Below are 15,726 nucleotides of genomic sequence, written 5' to 3' on the forward strand. Positions count from 1 at the left end.
CTCTGCGGCTGTATCTCCTCGACGAGTCCGCCCGACCGACGCCTGTATGGTCGATCCGGACTCACAACCCGGCCCCGGCCACGTCATCGGACCATGCGAGTACCTCGGACGGCGAATTCCCTCCGGGTTCAGGTCGCGATACCGCCAGGTTGGCGTCACGGCCACAGACCAGACCGCGGTATCGCCGCTTTGGCGATCACGGCCCCGGTTCAGGCCGCGACACCGCCTGGTTGTCGCTCACGCAACCAACACCTATGCGCAGCGCGTTCTCGTTCCCGGCGAGCATGGATGCCCGCGACGATTTCTGCCAGCAGTTCCCCGGCGCGATGACGATGGTTCACTCGCGGAGTACCAGTCGGATCAATATGATCCGGCGCTATCCACGCCGTCCGGCCAGGGAACTGTGAATCTTCGTTCAGAACAACAGTTTTCCAACCAGTCTCCGTGTCATTGATCAGCAAATGACAGTGATCGCACGCCAACACCAGATTCTCGATATCGGTCGGACCACCCTTGCTGAAATCACGAACGTGATGCACCGCGCACAGCGACGCAGGCGCATCACACCCAGGCCGCGAACAACCACCCAGCGCAGCGATCAGCGAAAGCCGTTGCGCAGGTGAAGCCAACCGACGCATCCGACCCAAATGCAACGGCAAACCAGCATGGTCGAACACCGCCAGATACGGGCGAGACCGCTCAGCCAACCGCAACGCGTCGGTGATCGCCACCGCGCCACCGGTCGCAGTGGTCGCGACCCCGGACAGGCGCTCCACATCCTGCACCCGCATCGTCAACACGGTGGTAACCGGTATGCCTCGATGTGAGCCGAGTTTGCCGGTATCGACCAGCTCGCCGAGCAGCAGGGTGAACGCGTCATGGGTGCGTTGGGCAGCGGTGCGAGAATCACGCTGCGCCGCAGCAGCAATCAGCTCCGAATCCACGCGGTCCACATCAGCCCCGGGGCTGGCCGGATCATCCGGATTCCCCACACCGGGACGCGCGTACTTGGCCAGCACCGAATCCAGCAACGCCCGCAGTATCGGATCGATCTCCCCGCTGATCGCGGACATCCCATCCGCACGCTGCCGCCCGATCCTGACCCCGCGCATCCGAGCACGATCAGACTCGTCCGTGACTTTTCCATCCGGATCCAAATACGCCAGAATGCTGTCCCCAACCTTGCCCACATCATCAGGCGACCCGGTCTCGGCGAACTCGGTCAGGATCTGTTCCGCCGCCACACGATCGACCTCATCGGCCGCACGCGGGATCCTGATCATCACCGACGCAATACCCCGCGCATGCTCCACAGAAATATCCCCCGAACGCAACGCCGCTGCCACACAGGGCAACTCGGGCTCACGCTCCTGACCCGACAGATCACGGAACGTGCCCACCTTCGCCGCCGCACGCACGCGTGCGCCGGCCTCGGCATTCGACAATCGCAGGGTTTCCATCAGGAACCGTTTGATCGTCTTGGCACCCGAATCCACAGGAATCGACCGGGAATCCACCTCTATCAGCAGCCGATGCTGCACCGCAGCCAACATCCGCGCCGCACGCTCGACCCCACGCAGCAACTCCACCACCCCACGATCCGACAACGGAGCCAAAGATTGCTCGACCAAGTCACCTACCGCAGCCAACAGCACATCAGCTGTCGGCCCTCCAATCTCCCCCATCGAATCCATGTTCGAATTCTACCGAGAAAAACACCCCGAAACACCCCACCAACCGATGTGAAATCAGAATCTTCACCCTGGACAACTGACCCAATCATCCACGCACACACCAATTTTCAGAGAACCGCTGATCAATTCCAGTCTACGACGCCCCTGATCGCAACCGCACGACAAAACACGCACCCCAACCCGAAACCGCAACAGCACCCACCATTGTCGACAGCCCGCTGTCGTGATCACTTGTCGACGGGGCGCCGCGCCCAACGTTGCCGCGTCATCGACAACCGCTTCGGTTCGATTACGACATCTGCGCCCACCCAGATCGTCGCCCCCGAGGTTCGCCCCGAACGACAGACAGGGAACTCGAAGATCTCAGGCAGCAGCGACAGGACAGAGAATGCCCCGACGGCACTCGACTCGCGGCGGATCGGTCGACGTAGGTGATTCGAAGGATCGGCCCGGCACTCGCCTGCACCTGCGACGAGTCTGCATCGTTCACCTCCCAGAACCAGAGTGTTCGACTCGATCACGGTCGGCTCTGGGATTCCGCTACGGCTTGCACTTCGGCGAGGGTTCGGCGGGCGAGTTCGCCGAATTCGTCGTGATTGGCGGGGTCGCTCCAGCGCTCGTAGGCGATCTTCCAGGCGATCCCGCAGAGTTCGGCGACGACGCGGGCGGTGAGCTCGGGGACGCCGCGGCGTTCCAGCGCTTCGATCATCGACGCGGTGAGACCCAGACCTTTGAGTGCCTCGCGTTCCCGCAGTTCCGGGTGGGCGGCGATGACCGCTTGCCGCCGGGCGGCGAACTCGCGACGTTCCGGAGGGAAGGCTTCTCTGCCGATCACGTCCAGGGCGTGCGCCACCGCTTCGAGCGCCCCGGCCTCGGCCGGGGCGGCGGTGATTCCGTCGACGAGCAGTCCGGTCATCGTGCCGCCGCCGAACAGCACCTCCCGTTTGTCGGGGAAATGCCGGAAGAAGGTGCTCTTGGTGAGTCCGGCGCGCTCCGCGATCTCGATCACCGTCGTGTTCTCGTAGCCGCGCTCCTCGAACAGTTCGAGGGCAGCGACGACGAGTCGCTGCGATGCGTTGGGTTGCCAGCGGGCCATGCCCACATCGTACCGGGACTTGGTCCCGTCACTGCGGTATAGTGATGGCACCAAGTCCCGTTACTGTTTCTCTGGAGGTCGCAATGAGTCGAGCCGTCATCTACGAGACGTTCGGCGGTCCCGAGGTGCTGGAGCTGCGGAAGGTTCCGGAACCGCATGCCGGACCGGGCGAGGTCCGCGTCCGCGTCACCGCCGCCGGTCTGAATCCCATGGACTGGCTCATCGCCGCGCAGCCCGAGGCGGCGGCGCAGTTCGGCATCACCGTGCCGGCCGGTTTCGGTTACGACTTCGCCGGCGTGGTGGACGAAGTCGGCGACAGCGCAACGGGTTTCGCTGTGGGCGACCGTGTCTACGGTGGTGCGATGGGTCGGGCCGCCGCCGATTTCGTGGTGGTCGATACGCGCGCCGGAGCGGCCGAAGGGCTCTGGCACACACCGGAGGGCATCAGCGACGAGGTGGCGGCCACGCTTCCCGTAGCCGGTATGACCGCGGCCGCCGCGTTGACGGCGATCGATCTGCGATCCGGCGACACCGTCCTGGTCGGCGGCGCAGCAGGCGGTGTGGGCGTATTCGCCGTCCAGCTTGCGAGACTCGCCGGAGCCAGAGTGCTCGGGACGGCTTCGGAAGGCACCTTCGAATTCCTGCGCGGATTCGGCGCCGAACCGGTCACCTACGGCCCCGGACTGGCGGATCGGGTGCGTGCCCTGGCCCCGGAGGGCGTGACCGCCGCCACCGATCTGTTCGGCACCGAAACGGCCGAAACCGCACTCGCACTGAGTGTTCCGCCCGAGCGGATCTCCACTGTCGCCGCAGGGCCCACCCCTCCCGGCGGCGTGCGCGCGACCGGCGGAATCAACGCGGGCCCGGACGATATGACACGGATCAGCGACGCGATCCTCGCCGGAACGCTCACCGTGCCGATCGCCGCGACCTTCCCGATCGAGAAGATTCGCGATGCGGTGACAATGCAGGCCGGACGTCACGTGCACGGCAAGATCGTTGTCACGCTCTGACCAGCACGGGCTCAGCGAAAGCTGTCCACCGCAAGCTGGACGAAACTGCGGACCAGGGGGCTCGGCGCGGCCTCGGATTGCGCCACCACCAGGTGGCTCGGGGGACGATCGTGGAAGGGGACGACGACCAGACCTGTGGGAAGGGGCTGATCGAGGGGCGCGAGAGCGGAGGTCGCGTTCCACAGGACCGCTTGCAGGCATTCCTGGATGGTCCGCACGATCGGTGACGAACCGTCCGGTGGGCCGCCGGTCCAGTACGCCGCCCACAGTGGGTCGGCGTTGTCCGGGAGCCGGACCCAGCGGCGGTCGGTCAGATCGTCCGAGCCGATCGACTCGCGCCCGGCCAGTGGGTCGTCCCCGCGCAGCACCACGCCGACGGGGATCCGGCGCAGGATTCGGGTGCTGATTCCGTTGTCCTCGAACGGAGTTCGGGTCAATGCCACGTCGACCAACCCGGCGCGCAGCCCGGCGGTCGGATCGCCGAGGTCGGCTTCGCGGATACTCACCTCGACCGACGGATGCTGCTCCCGGAATCGGGTGACCAGCGTTCCCGCGACGAGTTCGGCGGTATCCGCGAGCGTGCCGATCGTGAGCGTGGTGGCGCCGGCCGCGGCGGTCACCCTGGTGCGAAGCAGGTCGGCGTGTTCCAGCAGCGCGACCGACTCGTCGTACATCACCGTCCCCGCGTTGGTCAGGGTGACACCCTTCGAGGTGCGCTCGAACAAGGTGACGCCGAGTTCGTCCTCGAGCTCCCGGATCGCGCGGCTCAGCGGCGGCTGGGTCATGTGCAGACGACGCGCCGCGCGGCCGATGTGCCGCTCCTGTGCGACGGTCACGAAGTACCGGAGCGAGCGAAGGTCCACCGCAACACGATACCCACGCGGTATCGGACGTGCGGAAAGGGTGTTGGACGCGCTACGGCCGGGTCGGGAAATATCGAAATCAGCTCGCCGACACAGGAGTTCGAAAGGAGTTCGACATGACCGACGAAACCCTCACCATAGGAACCTACCGATACGATACGACCGCGGCACTGTTCGACGGCAGCGTCGGCCTCGACGGCACGGACATCGTCATGCGGACCGCGGCCACGCTGCCGGAGATATTCGAGCGAGCGGTGCGCAAGGACGAGTACGACATCGCGGAACTCGGCCTCACCTTCTACCTGCGCCTGCTGGAATCCGGGCTGCCGTATGTCGCGTTGCCGATCTTCCCGAACCGCGTGTTCCGGCATTCCTGCGTCTTCGTCAATACACACAGCGGAATCAATGGCCCGGCGGACCTGACCGGACGGACCATCGGCGAATTCGGCACCTACGACCAGGACTCGGGCGTGTGGGCCAAGGGAATCCTGATGGACGAGTACGGATTCGATCCCGCCGCGAACCGCTGGGTGATCGGCGGACTCGAATACGCCTCGCCGCCTTTCGATTTCATCCCGCACCCGCACCCTTCGAACGTGGAGGTGACCAACGCCCCCGCCGACGCGACATTGAGCGAGATGCTCGATGCCGGTGAGATCGACGCATTGTTCTCGGCGAACGTCCCGCAGTGCGCACTGGACGGATCCCCGAACGTCGCCCGCCTGTTCCCCGATTTCGAACCGCTCGAGCGCGATTACCACCGCCGCACGGGCATCTTCCCGATCATGCACACCGTCGTCGTCCGGCAGGATCTGCTCGACGCCCGCCCCGACCTGGTCCGCGAGGTCTACGACACCTTCTGCCGCGCGAAAGACCAAGCCGCCGAACGCTACCGCCGACACCGCAGGCTGTACCAGGTCCAAACCATGGTGCCGTGGATGAATGCCCTGATCGAACGCAACGAGGCCCAGTTCGGCCCGGACCATTGGCCCTACGGCATCGCCGCCAACCGCACCGCCCTGGACACCTATCTGCGCTACCACCACGAACAGGGCCTGTCCCCGCGTCGCCTGCAGATCGAGGACGTCTTCGCCGCACAATTCCTCGACACCTGATCCAACGAGTCGGCCGCGACGGCACAGCTGCCGTCGCGGCCGATCGTTTCACTACCGCGTGAGCGTCCCGATTACTCTGTGGGACTGCTGGATTCGGTGTGACGGGGCACCTGCGTGGGCCGCAGGCGAACCCAGATCAGGAATCCGACGGCGATGACCGCCATGACGATCCCCGACCACAGATTGGTGTTCCAGCCGCCACTGCGCTGCAGATCCGCGGCACTGTGGTTGACGGCCCCGACGATGATCAGAATCACCCCGTAGATGCCGAGCAACCCGCCGACGATTGTGCGGATATCGAAAAGCATTACGTCACTTCCTTATCCGAAGAAGATGTTCAGCGCGATGACCAGGACCAGGGAAATCCCCGCGAGCAGCACCGGACGCTGGTACCACGGCAACGTGGCGGCGTCGGCATCGGTCAGGCTGGACTTGGGGGTCTGCGAGTACACCAGCCCGACCAGTTCGGCTTCGGGTCTGGGCGCGGTCACCAGACTCACCACGACGCTGAGCACGATATCCACCACGAAGGCCACACCGGCGGCCAGGAAGCTCGAGCCCTGACCGGACAGGTTGATCACCCCGGTCTCGCTCAGAATGAAGATGAAGATCGCGGACAGGGTGCCGAACACCAGACCGACCCAACCGGCCGTCGCGGTCATCCGCTTCCAGAACATGCCGACGATGAACGTGGCGAACAGCGGCGCGTTGAAGAACGAGAACAGCGTCTGCAGGTAGTCCATGATGTTCGAGAAGTTCCCGGCGATGAACGCGGTGAAGACCGCGACCACCGTGGCGCCCACGGTCGCCCAGCGCCCGACATTCAGGTAGTAGCCGTCCGGCCGGTCCTTCTTCAGGTACTGCTGCCACAGGTCGAAGCTGAACACCGTGTTGAACGCGGAGATGTTCGCCGCCATGCCCGCCATGAACGCGGCCAGCAGACCGGTCAGCGCCACACCCAGAAGTCCGTTGGGGAGAACGTCTTTCATCAGGTACAGCAGCGCGTCGTTGTAGGTGACATCGCCCTTGCCGGTCGCCTTGTACTCCGCGATCTGCGGCACGATCAGCGCGCTGACCATTCCGGGGATGACGACGATCAACGGGATGAACATCTTCGGGAACGACCCGATGATCGGGGTGCGCCGCGCCGCGGAGATCGAATGTGTGGCCAGCGCGCGCTGCACCTCGACGAAGTTGGTCGTCCAGTAACCGAACGAGAGCACGAAGCCCAGACCGAACACGATGCCGATCACGGACAGGACGCTGTTGGAGAAGCCGCTGAGCTCGTTACCCGGCCAGGAGTGGATCTGCTGTGCGGCGTCGGGCACCTTGGCGGCAATCTGGTGCTTCAACCCGCTCCAGCCGCCGACGCGATGCAGGCCGACCAGCGTCAGCGGCAGCAGCGCGGCCACGATGACGAAGAACTGCAGCACCTCGTTGTAGATCGCGGCCGACAGACCACCGAGCGTGATGTACGACAGCACGATCGCCGCGGCGACGATGATCGACACCCACAGCGGCCAGCCCAGCAGCACGTTCACGATCGAACCCAGCAGGTACAGGTTCACACCCGCGATCAGGACCTGGGCGATCGCGAAGCTGAGCGCGTTGACCAGGTGCGCGCCCGTGCCGAACCGCCGGCGCATGAACTCCGGCACGCTGCGCACCTTGGAACCGTAGTAGAACGGCATCATGACCACGCCGAGGAACAGCATGGCCGGGATCGCGCCGATCCAGTAGTAGTGCATGGTCGGCATGCCGTACTGGGCGCCGTTGGCGGACATGCCCATGATCTCGACCGCGCCGAGGTTCGCCGAGATGAACGCCAGACCCGTGACCCAGGCGGGCAGCGAGCGCCCGGACAGGAAGAAATCGATGCTCGAGGACACCCGCTGACGGGCCAACAAGCCGATGCCGAGTACGAAGACGAAATAGATCGCGACGAGCACGTAGTCGACGGGTGAGGCGTCCAGGCGCAGCCCGCCGCCTTCGGCCAATATTTCGTGTGCCGGGCCTCCTGCCAGCACCGATTCGACAATTCCTGGTGGCGCTGCAGCGGGTGGCATGCGGCCCTCCTGTCCGGTAAATCCTCATTCGACCACTTGGTCGTGTCCGGATCTTAGCGGGCCGTTAGCGTTCACATCCGAGGTATGCACCGACCGGCCGCCGGGCGTTCACGCAACCGGGGGTGATACGCGACAGATATGAAACGATGTTTTTCAGTTCCAGGAAGTTTTGCCGCAAGATCACCCTTCAAAATGCAACACTGGGATCCCCGGGGGAAGGATCACAGGATGCTCATAACCCACCGACACCACGGCACATTCGGAACCGGAAGTACCGCCCCACCCCGCCCCGCCGCGCTGACCATCGAGGTCGGCGCGGCGGTCGGAGTGGGGTCCACCAGAATCTCCGCATTCGACGCCGCGCTGCGCGAACTCGGTGTGGGAGAAGCGAATCTGATCCGCCTGTCGTCGGTGATCCCGCCACACGCCACGATCGAGCGGACCCGCAGGGTGCGCAAACCCATCGTCTGGGGCGATCGGCTGTACTGCGTGTACGCGGTGGAATTCGCCGAAACCGAGGGCGCGACGGCGGCGGCCGGAATCGGCTGGACCGTGCGCGACGACGGCTCGGGCGCGGGCCTGTTCGTCGAGCACGAGGCCGAAACCGCCAGGGCGGTCGACGAACTCATCCACGCGAGCCTGACCGAGATGACCGCGGCCCGCGCCGGGATCTTCGGGCCGGTGTGCACCAGCACGATCGCGGCCACCTCCGATGGACGGCCGACCTGCGCACTGGCCCTGGCGGCGTACCACACGGCGGGATGGAACCAACCGTGACCGAACCCGAGGACCCGGAAAGATCAAGTCGTACAGCGACTTCGGCTGCCGGCGGCATCCAGGTCAGCGTCGAGACCACGATTCCGGATCCGCAGATCGAACGCTTCCAACTGCTCTACGAGGACGCGTTCGGTCCATTACGCACTCGGGCGATCGCACGGCAGGTTCTGCATCCGGGCGAATTCCATCAGGAGATGACAGATCCGCGAATCCAGAAGCACGTGGCCCGCGCGCCCGACGGCGAACCGATCGGTCTGACCACGTTGACCCGTCACCTGGAGACCGTTCCGTGGATCAGTCCCGAATATTTCGCGGCGCGTTTTCCCCAACACGCCGAGCGTGACGCGATCTACTATGCAGGGTTCACATTGGTCGCGCCGGGCGCGCGACAAGGGGCCGCATTTCATGTCATGATCGAATCAGTCGTCCGGATATTGGCGGCGGAGCGCGCGGCCGTCGGCTGGGACATCTGCTCATACAACAACTCTCGCTTCTCGTTCGCCGACGCTCTGCGGACGGCGATCGGTGAACGAGCCACCGTCGAGATCGCAGTGGAGGATTCCCAGACTTACTACGCGGCACGGTTCATCGGGGACGGAGCGGACAAGGGGGACTGATGATGCTCAGCGAACAGCACACGGTCGACCTCCGGCATCTGGCCGGGCCATTGTGGCGCGCATTCGTGCCGATGATAGCCGCGGTCATGATCGCGCTACCCCTGCTCACCGCCGCGGAAGCGGTCGTCACCACCGTCTTGGCGGCGGTCGTCGTGATGACGGTGGCGATGATCGCCGTCGGCGTGCACCGACATCACCCGCCCGCACCGATGCCGTGGTATCTGCTGGCCGGATCGGCCGTACTGTTCGGTTTCGGCATCACGCTGCGCGACCTCATACCGGCCGAACAGTACCTGTTCGACGATATGTTCACCCTGTCCGGATATGCCGGTGTCCTACTCGCGGCACTGCTGTGGCTCGCGCCGCGCCGCGTGCACGGCGGCGGCAACGATCTGCTGCTGGACTCCGGGCTGATCGGCCTGGGCGCACTGCTGGCCTCGTGGACGTTCCTGATCTCGCCGATCCTGAGCAGCGGACACGGTGCGAGCGCGGTGATCGCGGCCTGCTACCCGGTCATCGATGCGCTGCTGCTGACCGTGGTCACCCATTCGGTGGTCACCGCGATGCGCTCGGAAACCTCACTGCGCCTGCTGCATACGAGTCTGCTGGCGATCCTGATCGCCGATTTCGGCTACAACCTGGTGGCGGCCGGGTCGATCCACCCGCCGCTGCAGATTCTGCTGGTTCCGCTGCTGGGCGCGTATCTGCTGGTGGGGCTGGCGGCGCTGCATCCGACCATGGTCACCCTGGGTCAGCAGCAACGCATCCGGCCCGATCAGTCGCGTCAGCGGGCCAGTGTCATCGCGGTCGCACTCGTGGTCGCCTCGCTGGTGCCGACCATGGGCCATCGGCCCGGCGTGGTGGATCGAGTGGTGGTCTCCACATTGCTGGCCGGACTGCTGATCGGCGTGCTGGCGCGCAGTGAGCGCGCGATCGGGCGCAGCGCACGCAGCGAGCGACGCGCGCAGTATCAGGCCGATCACGACATGCTCACCGGTCTGCTGAACCGCTCGGCGCTGCTGCGCGCCCCCGCCCGCAATCACGAGCGGTGGGCCGGGCGCACACTGTGCCTGCTGTTCATCGATCTGGACGGCTTCAAATCCGTCAACGACAGCTACGGCCACGCCATCGGCGACGAGCTGATCGCCAACGCCGCGGCCCGCATCCGCCGGGTCATCCGGCACGACGATGTGGCCGCCCGCTACGGCGGTGACGAGTTCGTCGTGCTGACCTGCGCGAACCGCTCGGACACCGCAACCCTCGCCGAACGACTGATCGCCGCGTTCGGCAATCCCTTCGAACTCAGCGTCGGCGCGGTCTCGATCACGGCCAGCATCGGCATCGCCGTGGGCTCCGCCCGCCCGGCGGGCTCGGTGCACGAGATCCGCGGCCACACCGCCGCGTGCCCGGCCCCGGCCGAGGCATTCCTCGCACAGGACGTCCCCACACCGCTCCCGACGGAGCCCACCCCCGCCGAAACCTCGGTCTACGACCTACTGCGCGAAGCGGATTCGGCCATGTACCACGCCAAGGAATACACCCTCGGCTACGTCTTCCACGACGAGATGCGTCACCAGGGCCACCCCGAATCGCGCCGAGTCTGGCGCCGCGAAAGTCACAAAACCCGCGAAACCGCCGTCTAGCTCGGCGGCTGCCGCGGTTATCGAACCGGGCCCGTGGTGACCATTCGCCCGCAGGTTCGCACCTGCACCGAACGCACCGGGAGATCCATGCCTCTCGGAATTGCTTCGTGGTTCGTGGCCGTCACAGGGGCCAGGGCCTCGGCTCGACGACGCCTGCCGGACCCGGCGGAGCGCGCTGCGAGGACCGCAGCGACGACAGCGGAGGCGAGCAGGGCGATCAGATGCAACAACAACGCGCACTCCTGGGCGATCGGGAACCTGTGCAACGCACGGTTCGCTGGTGGACAACTCGCGCGGTAGGCGGCTGCACTCTGTCGCCGCTTCCCCGCACCACGGTTCGATGACGCTGCATCGAGGTCCGGATCGCCGCTCGGTCCAGTTCATTCGATGCGACTGCACTGATCAGCGATCCACTGGCAAACAATCCATCGGGGCCCCCGCGCCGGTGTTACGTCGCGGCTGTCGCCGATCCGGCGGGAGCGGTCTCCAGATCCTGTGCGACGGCCGCCAGCACGCGGTGCAGGACCGGCGCCTCGCCGTCGCCGAGGTAGCGGGCGAAATGGCCACGGACGCCGCGTACGTGGGTCGGCCATGCCGCTTGCAGGGCTCGAACTCCCTCGGGGGTGAGCGTGACCAGGGTCGCGCGCCGATTGGCGGGGTCGATCCGGCGTTCGGCGTAGCCGGATTTCTCCAGGCCGTCGACGATGCGGGTGAGTCCGCTGGCGCTGTAGAGCAACGCGGCGGCCAGATTCCGCATGTACATCGCCTGGCCCGGCGCTTCGGACAACTGCACCAGGGCGTCGTAGGTGAGCAACGTCATGCCGTGTTCGGCGCGTAGCTCGGCGTCGAGGGTGCGGGTGAGCAGGGCGTGCGAGCGCAGGTAGAACCGCCACGCACTTTCTTCGTCGGTGCTCAACGCCTCGACCTCCATACCCACGTCTCCTTCGCCGGTTTCGCATTCGGACAATACACCCCGCAAGACTCCATACGAAGATATTACTCATGCGAACAGTTGCTATAGAGAGTGTTGTGATGCATAGTGTTCGTGTTCGTAGCGATATGCGTCACATGGACGCCCCACATGAGGAGTTCTGCGAGTGATGGGTTTTCGGCAGTACCGGCAGCGACGGCGGGTCGTCGGCCTGTACGTGGAGCGGAATACGCTCTATGCCCTACGCGACCACGACCACCCCGGTTACCGGACGCTGACCAGCGACGACGAGCGCGCGGCCTTCCTGGCGCCGGTGCCGGTCGGACTGCAGAAGGCAGAGGTCACGCTCACCGGCGAGTCGGGCGACGACGCAGCCCCGGCGAGCGAAGAGGAGGAATTCACGCCGGTCGTTCCGGCCAACGCGAAAAATGTTCCGGTGTACTGGATCTCGGTGTACACCTGGGACGGCGGCGAATATCGGGCCTGGTCGTTCCACCCGCGCGCGGCATTACGCCTGCATCGGCAGATTCAGCAGCTCATCACCAGCGCGGACACCCCGGGCCGTGACGAACCCGCATCGGCCACGTCCCCGCCGACGACATCGCCGATCGTCACGCCGCAGGCCGGGGCCCTGGCATGACCGGCGCAACCCATGCCCAGCCCCTCGACGAACAGGTGCGGGCCGTGCTCGACCGCTACGACACCGCACTGGCGTGCGGCGACAGCGCCGCGGTCACAGCCGTGTTCGCCGAATACGGCGCGTGCTACCCCGCCGATGACAGCGCCGCATTCGGTACCGATGTCGACACGTACTACCGCCAGGTGTGCGCCACCGCACGTCCGGCCCGGCAGCGACGTGTGCACTACATCGCCTCGGGTGGGGAGGTCGTATTCGTCACCACCACCCTGACCCCCTCGGGCGAGGCGGACAGCATCGCCCCGGCCGGTGAAGTATTCATCCTGCGCCGACGCGGGCAGCAGTGGGCGATCCTGGCCCACCTCGGATCACGCGGGCAAACCCCGTAATCGACCGACGGCGCGGAGTCGAAAACCCTCTAGCCCGAAAGTTCGTCGAGAAGGCGACGCGCCTGCTCGAGTTCGGACTGGAGCTGTTCCACCTTGACGCGCTGGGAGTTTCGCACCGACTCCAGGACCGAGTCGACCACCTCGGCCACCTCGGGGTGCAGGAGTTTGGCGGCCTGGGCCACCGACGAGCCCGCGACGGTCAGGCCGCGCACGGTGCGCTTCTTGCCGTTGACGACGTCGACGGTCCACTCCCCGTCGGCGGTGCCGGACAACGTGACGGTGACCTCGGGGGTCTTCGCCTTGCGGGCGGGGGCGGCCTTCGCGGGGCGGGCGGGCTGTTTGGCGCCGGGCTTGGCGTTCTCGGCGGAGCTGTCGGACTCGGCGGCGGGCTTGGGCCCGGCGGGCTTGGCGACGGCCGGGGCCGGTTGCGCGGGGGCCGCGGTCTCCTGGGCCGGGCTCGGCGGCTGCGGCGACGGGGTGACGGACGACGGCATGCTCACTGGGGTGTCCTTCCTGGGTTTCGCGGCGGCCGGGGGCGCGGTGCGCCGGGCCGGTTTGGTCAGCGTCACTTCGGTGGGCGAGAACGACAGCACATCCTTGGAACCCGTGGGCCGCACCTGGAGGAAATCGCCCTCGGCGGGATCACCGAGCGCGAGCACCTTTCCCGAGCGACCCTCGGGCACCCCGACCGCTTCCGCGGTGAACCACACCATCGGTGGGCGATCGGCGGCGAGGTCCGCGGCGATCTGCCGAATTTCTGTGTCGGACAACGGCTGCGGCTTCGTTCGACGCGATGACATGGTGCACTCCGGGCGGGTTCGTTGACGTCTGCGTGCCAAGAGCATGCCCCATAGCACCGACAAGTCCACATCGCCGGATGCGGCTCGGCCTCGCACTGAAGGCCAGCAATCCCTCGGCAAAACCCAGCTGCCGTAACCGCACCGCCACCTCCGACCCGATCCCGCGTACTCGACCAACCAGGAGAATCGTAGGGGCTGCGGAGAACTCGCGACGCCGATTGCCGCAACCGCCCACACCGATTCCATGTCACACAGCAATCTTCGGGTATTCCTCCTCGGCGCGGACAGCCGGGCCGTTACCGGGTAATGTCCGGACTCCATGAGGAGTCCGGCGGTCGACGGGGCGATGCGATGAGTTCGGCACATCTGCCCGCGTTGCACGACGAGCGCCGCGCCGTGCTCGACTTCTGCCGCGATCTGAGCGCCGCGGACCTCGGCGCGCCCAGCGCGGCGGCGGGCTGGTCGGTCGCCGACGTGCTCATCCACATGACCACCGTGCTGCGCGCGATCCTCACCCCGACCGCCGCGGCCTATATGACCACCCGCGACGTGGAACGCCTGAACGAGCGACTCGTCGACGAAAAGCGTTCGCACACAACCAAACAGCTCCCCGGCGAATTCGAGACCTGGAGCCGCCGCGGCATTGCCGCCCTGACCGTGCTGACCATGCCCGGACTCAACGCCATCCGCATCCCGTACGGCGAATTGGGCTGGTACCCACTCGAACTCGCGCCGGCCATGCTGGTGTACGAATGGCACACCCATGTGCGCCACGACATCGCCCCGGCGCTGGACCGCCCCACTCCGCCCACCGACGCGCGCCGGATGACCTCGATCCTGCGCTGGCTGACCACACTGCTCGAGCATTCGCACCGCGAGGCGTTGAGCTGGCTCGACACCTCGGTGGCACTGACCCTCACCGGTCCGGGGGGCGGCACCTGGCGGCTCGAGCCACGCGGCGGACGGCTGCGCGTGCGGCCGGGACGCGCCGCCGGGGCCACGGCCCACATCGCGGCGATGTCGGTGGAGTTCCCGCAGTGGAGCACCCGGCGGCTGCCCTGGCGCGCCTGCGCCGTCGCGGTGACCGGCGACACCGAGATCGGCACGCGCGTACTGGACTCGATCAACCTCGTGTGATTCCCGCCGAAGTTCACAGTTCCGACTCATACAGCGCGGTTAGCATGCAGATGCACCCGTCCCGGGGTGACCGGGTGCCGGACGACCCGTCGCGTGCGGGCGGTCGGATCGCGAATACGAAGGGGATTCGAGTGGACAGGCCGACATGGGCGCCCGACGGCGTCGACATGACGAAGGCGAGCCCGGCGCGGATGTACGACGCGTTGCTGGGCGGCTCGCACAATTTCGAGATCGATCGCAAGGCCGCGGAGATGGCCAGACAGCTGGTGCCCGATCTGCCGCGACTGGCCCTGAGCAATCGGGCCTTCCTGCGGCGGGCGGTCCGGTATCTGTCCGACGCCGGTATCCACCAGTTCCTCGACATCGGCTCGGGCATACCGACCGCGGGCAATGTGCACGAGGTGGTCCAGGCGATCGATCCGCGCAACCGCGTGCTGTACGTCGACATCGATCCGGTGGCGGTCACGCACGCGCGGACCATCCTGGTCGGCAACGACCACGCCGACGCTCTGGAAGCCGATCTGCGCAAACCGGCGGATCTGCTGGCACGGGCCGCGGACAGCGGATTGATCGACTTCACCCGACCGGTCGGCGTGCTGCTGATCGCGGTACTGCATCTGGTGCAGGATCACGAGGGCCCGCGCGAACTGGTCGGCGAGTTGCGCGCCGCGGTGCCCACCGGCAGTTATGTGGCGATCTCCCATTTGAGCTCGGCCCAGCGGCCCGGCGACGCGGCCCGGCTCTGTGATCTGTCGGAGAACCAGTCGCACACCGGCATCCGATTCCGCGACCGCGCGAGCATCACCGCCATGTTCGACGGGTGGGAGATGGTCGAGCCCGGCGTGGTCGAATTACCGCTGTGGCATCCCGAATCCGACCGGGACCTGCACGAGACGCCGGGGCGCTCGCTCGGTCTGGCGGGTGTGGGCCGTAAGGTCTGACCGGGGG

The 15,726-nt window shown here is 66.4% G+C and carries 16 protein-coding genes; 9 read left to right on the plus strand and 7 right to left on the minus strand.

What is annotated here, in order from left to right; all coding sequences use genetic code 11:
* Positions 1-209 precede the first annotated feature (209 nt).
* Together ON40_RS25930 and ON40_RS25935 are read right to left on the minus strand one after the other, a co-directional pair.
* Positions 210-1,694 (minus strand): HNH endonuclease signature motif containing protein, encoded by a 1,485-nt coding sequence (locus ON40_RS25930; protein WP_051193560.1) that lies wholly within the window; start codon positions 1,692-1,694, stop codon positions 210-212.
* 517 nt (positions 1,695-2,211) lie between these two features.
* The gene (locus ON40_RS25935) at positions 2,212-2,790 is read right to left on the minus strand and encodes a TetR/AcrR family transcriptional regulator (RefSeq protein WP_040827050.1); all 579 of its coding nucleotides are present in this window, start codon (positions 2,788-2,790) and stop codon (positions 2,212-2,214) included.
* Between the two features lie 83 nt (positions 2,791-2,873).
* Between ON40_RS25935 and ON40_RS25940 the strand changes: the two genes are divergently transcribed.
* Positions 2,874-3,803 carry an NADP-dependent oxidoreductase gene (locus ON40_RS25940; protein ID WP_040827052.1) on the plus strand — a complete coding sequence of 310 codons (930 nt, stop codon included), beginning with the start codon at positions 2,874-2,876 and terminating at the stop codon, positions 3,801-3,803.
* Between the two features lie 11 nt (positions 3,804-3,814).
* Here ON40_RS25940 and ON40_RS25945 read toward each other — a convergent pair whose 3' ends face one another.
* The gene (locus ON40_RS25945; protein ID WP_040827053.1) at positions 3,815-4,666 is read right to left on the minus strand and encodes a LysR family transcriptional regulator; all 852 of its coding nucleotides are present in this window, start codon (positions 4,664-4,666) and stop codon (positions 3,815-3,817) included.
* A 116-nt stretch (positions 4,667-4,782) separates the two neighbouring features.
* On the opposite strand from ON40_RS25945, the gene ON40_RS25950 reads away from it, so the two are divergent.
* The gene (locus ON40_RS25950; protein ID WP_040827055.1) at positions 4,783-5,781 is read left to right on the plus strand and encodes a substrate-binding domain-containing protein; all 999 of its coding nucleotides are present in this window, start codon (positions 4,783-4,785) and stop codon (positions 5,779-5,781) included.
* 71 nt (positions 5,782-5,852) lie between these two features.
* On the opposite strand, the gene ON40_RS25955 is transcribed toward ON40_RS25950, so the two are convergent.
* Both ON40_RS25955 and ON40_RS25960 read right to left on the minus strand, forming a co-directional pair.
* A complete protein-coding gene (locus ON40_RS25955) occupies positions 5,853-6,089 on the minus strand; it encodes a hypothetical protein (RefSeq protein WP_040827057.1) in 237 nt (78 codons plus the stop codon).
* Positions 6,090-6,101: 12 nt separating this feature from the next.
* Positions 6,102-7,847 (minus strand): sodium:solute symporter family protein, encoded by a 1,746-nt coding sequence (locus ON40_RS25960; protein ID WP_083895929.1) that lies wholly within the window; start codon positions 7,845-7,847, stop codon positions 6,102-6,104.
* Between the two features lie 228 nt (positions 7,848-8,075).
* On the opposite strand from ON40_RS25960, the gene ON40_RS25965 reads away from it, so the two are divergent.
* Genes ON40_RS25965 through ON40_RS25975 form a run of 3 tightly spaced genes read left to right on the plus strand, consistent with a single transcriptional unit; the run spans position 8,076 to position 10,884 of the window.
* Entirely contained in the window at positions 8,076-8,624 is a 549-nt protein-coding gene (locus ON40_RS25965; RefSeq protein WP_083895935.1) for a pyruvoyl-dependent arginine decarboxylase, read from the plus strand.
* Positions 8,621-9,241, plus strand: a complete 621-nt coding sequence (locus tag ON40_RS25970) for a hypothetical protein (RefSeq protein WP_245567993.1) — start codon at positions 8,621-8,623, stop codon at positions 9,239-9,241. The genes ON40_RS25965 and ON40_RS25970 overlap by 4 nt, the downstream gene beginning before the upstream one ends.
* Positions 9,241-10,884, plus strand: coding sequence for a GGDEF domain-containing protein (locus ON40_RS25975; RefSeq protein ID WP_051193561.1), 1,644 nt, complete (start codon positions 9,241-9,243; stop codon positions 10,882-10,884). Before ON40_RS25970 ends, ON40_RS25975 begins: the two co-directional genes overlap by 1 nt.
* 448 nt (positions 10,885-11,332) lie before the next feature.
* Here the strand turns inward: ON40_RS25975 and ON40_RS25980 are convergent, their stop codons facing one another.
* Positions 11,333-11,815, minus strand: a complete 483-nt coding sequence (locus ON40_RS25980; RefSeq protein ID WP_051193562.1) for a MarR family winged helix-turn-helix transcriptional regulator — start codon at positions 11,813-11,815, stop codon at positions 11,333-11,335.
* A 169-nt stretch (positions 11,816-11,984) separates the two neighbouring features.
* On the opposite strand from ON40_RS25980, the gene ON40_RS25985 reads away from it, so the two are divergent.
* Both ON40_RS25985 and ON40_RS25990 read left to right on the plus strand, forming a co-directional pair.
* A complete protein-coding gene (locus ON40_RS25985) occupies positions 11,985-12,455 on the plus strand; it encodes a hypothetical protein (RefSeq protein WP_040827062.1) in 471 nt (156 codons plus the stop codon).
* Positions 12,452-12,841: a nuclear transport factor 2 family protein gene (locus ON40_RS25990; RefSeq protein ID WP_040827064.1), complete on the plus strand. Its 390-nt coding sequence runs from the start codon at positions 12,452-12,454 to the stop codon at positions 12,839-12,841. Before ON40_RS25985 ends, ON40_RS25990 begins: the two co-directional genes overlap by 4 nt.
* A 29-nt stretch (positions 12,842-12,870) precedes the next feature.
* Here the strand turns inward: ON40_RS25990 and ON40_RS25995 are convergent, their stop codons facing one another.
* Positions 12,871-13,611, minus strand: coding sequence for a DUF6319 family protein (locus ON40_RS25995; RefSeq protein ID WP_245567994.1), 741 nt, complete (start codon positions 13,609-13,611; stop codon positions 12,871-12,873).
* Between the two features lie 381 nt (positions 13,612-13,992).
* Here ON40_RS25995 and ON40_RS26000 point away from each other — a divergent pair, with 381 nt between their 5' ends.
* Both ON40_RS26000 and ON40_RS26005 read left to right on the plus strand, forming a co-directional pair.
* Complete coding sequence (locus tag ON40_RS26000; RefSeq protein ID WP_040827068.1) at positions 13,993-14,778, plus strand: DinB family protein; 786 nt, start codon at positions 13,993-13,995, stop codon at positions 14,776-14,778.
* 131 nt (positions 14,779-14,909) lie between these two features.
* Entirely contained in the window at positions 14,910-15,719 is an 810-nt protein-coding gene (locus tag ON40_RS26005; protein ID WP_040827144.1) for an SAM-dependent methyltransferase, read from the plus strand.
* Positions 15,720-15,726: the final 7 nt, after the last annotated feature.

This window comes from Nocardia jiangxiensis NBRC 101359 (assembly GCF_000308615.1).
Taxonomy (GTDB): Bacteria; Actinomycetota; Actinomycetes; order Mycobacteriales; family Mycobacteriaceae; genus Nocardia; species Nocardia jiangxiensis.

Coding starts and splice junctions, on each gene's coding strand:
- ON40_RS25930 (WP_051193560.1), bottom strand. CDS start 1,694: ATGGATTCGATGGGGGAGATTGGAGGGCCGACAGCTGATGTGCTGTTG.
- ON40_RS25935 (WP_040827050.1), bottom strand. CDS start 2,790: ATGGCCCGCTGGCAACCCAACGCATCGCAGCGACTCGTCGTCGCTGCC.
- ON40_RS25940 (WP_040827052.1), top strand. CDS start 2,874: ATGAGTCGAGCCGTCATCTACGAGACGTTCGGCGGTCCCGAGGTGCTG.
- ON40_RS25950 (WP_040827055.1), top strand. CDS start 4,783: ATGACCGACGAAACCCTCACCATAGGAACCTACCGATACGATACGACC.
- ON40_RS25955 (WP_040827057.1), bottom strand. CDS start 6,089: ATGCTTTTCGATATCCGCACAATCGTCGGCGGGTTGCTCGGCATCTAC.
- ON40_RS25960 (WP_083895929.1), bottom strand. CDS start 7,847: ATGCCACCCGCTGCAGCGCCACCAGGAATTGTCGAATCGGTGCTGGCA.
- ON40_RS25965 (WP_083895935.1), top strand. CDS start 8,076: ATGCTCATAACCCACCGACACCACGGCACATTCGGAACCGGAAGTACC.
- ON40_RS25975 (WP_051193561.1), top strand. CDS start 9,241: ATGATGCTCAGCGAACAGCACACGGTCGACCTCCGGCATCTGGCCGGG.
- ON40_RS25980 (WP_051193562.1), bottom strand. CDS start 11,815: ATGGAGGTCGAGGCGTTGAGCACCGACGAAGAAAGTGCGTGGCGGTTC.
- ON40_RS25985 (WP_040827062.1), top strand. CDS start 11,985: ATGGGTTTTCGGCAGTACCGGCAGCGACGGCGGGTCGTCGGCCTGTAC.
- ON40_RS25990 (WP_040827064.1), top strand. CDS start 12,452: ATGACCGGCGCAACCCATGCCCAGCCCCTCGACGAACAGGTGCGGGCC.
- ON40_RS26000 (WP_040827068.1), top strand. CDS start 13,993: ATGAGTTCGGCACATCTGCCCGCGTTGCACGACGAGCGCCGCGCCGTG.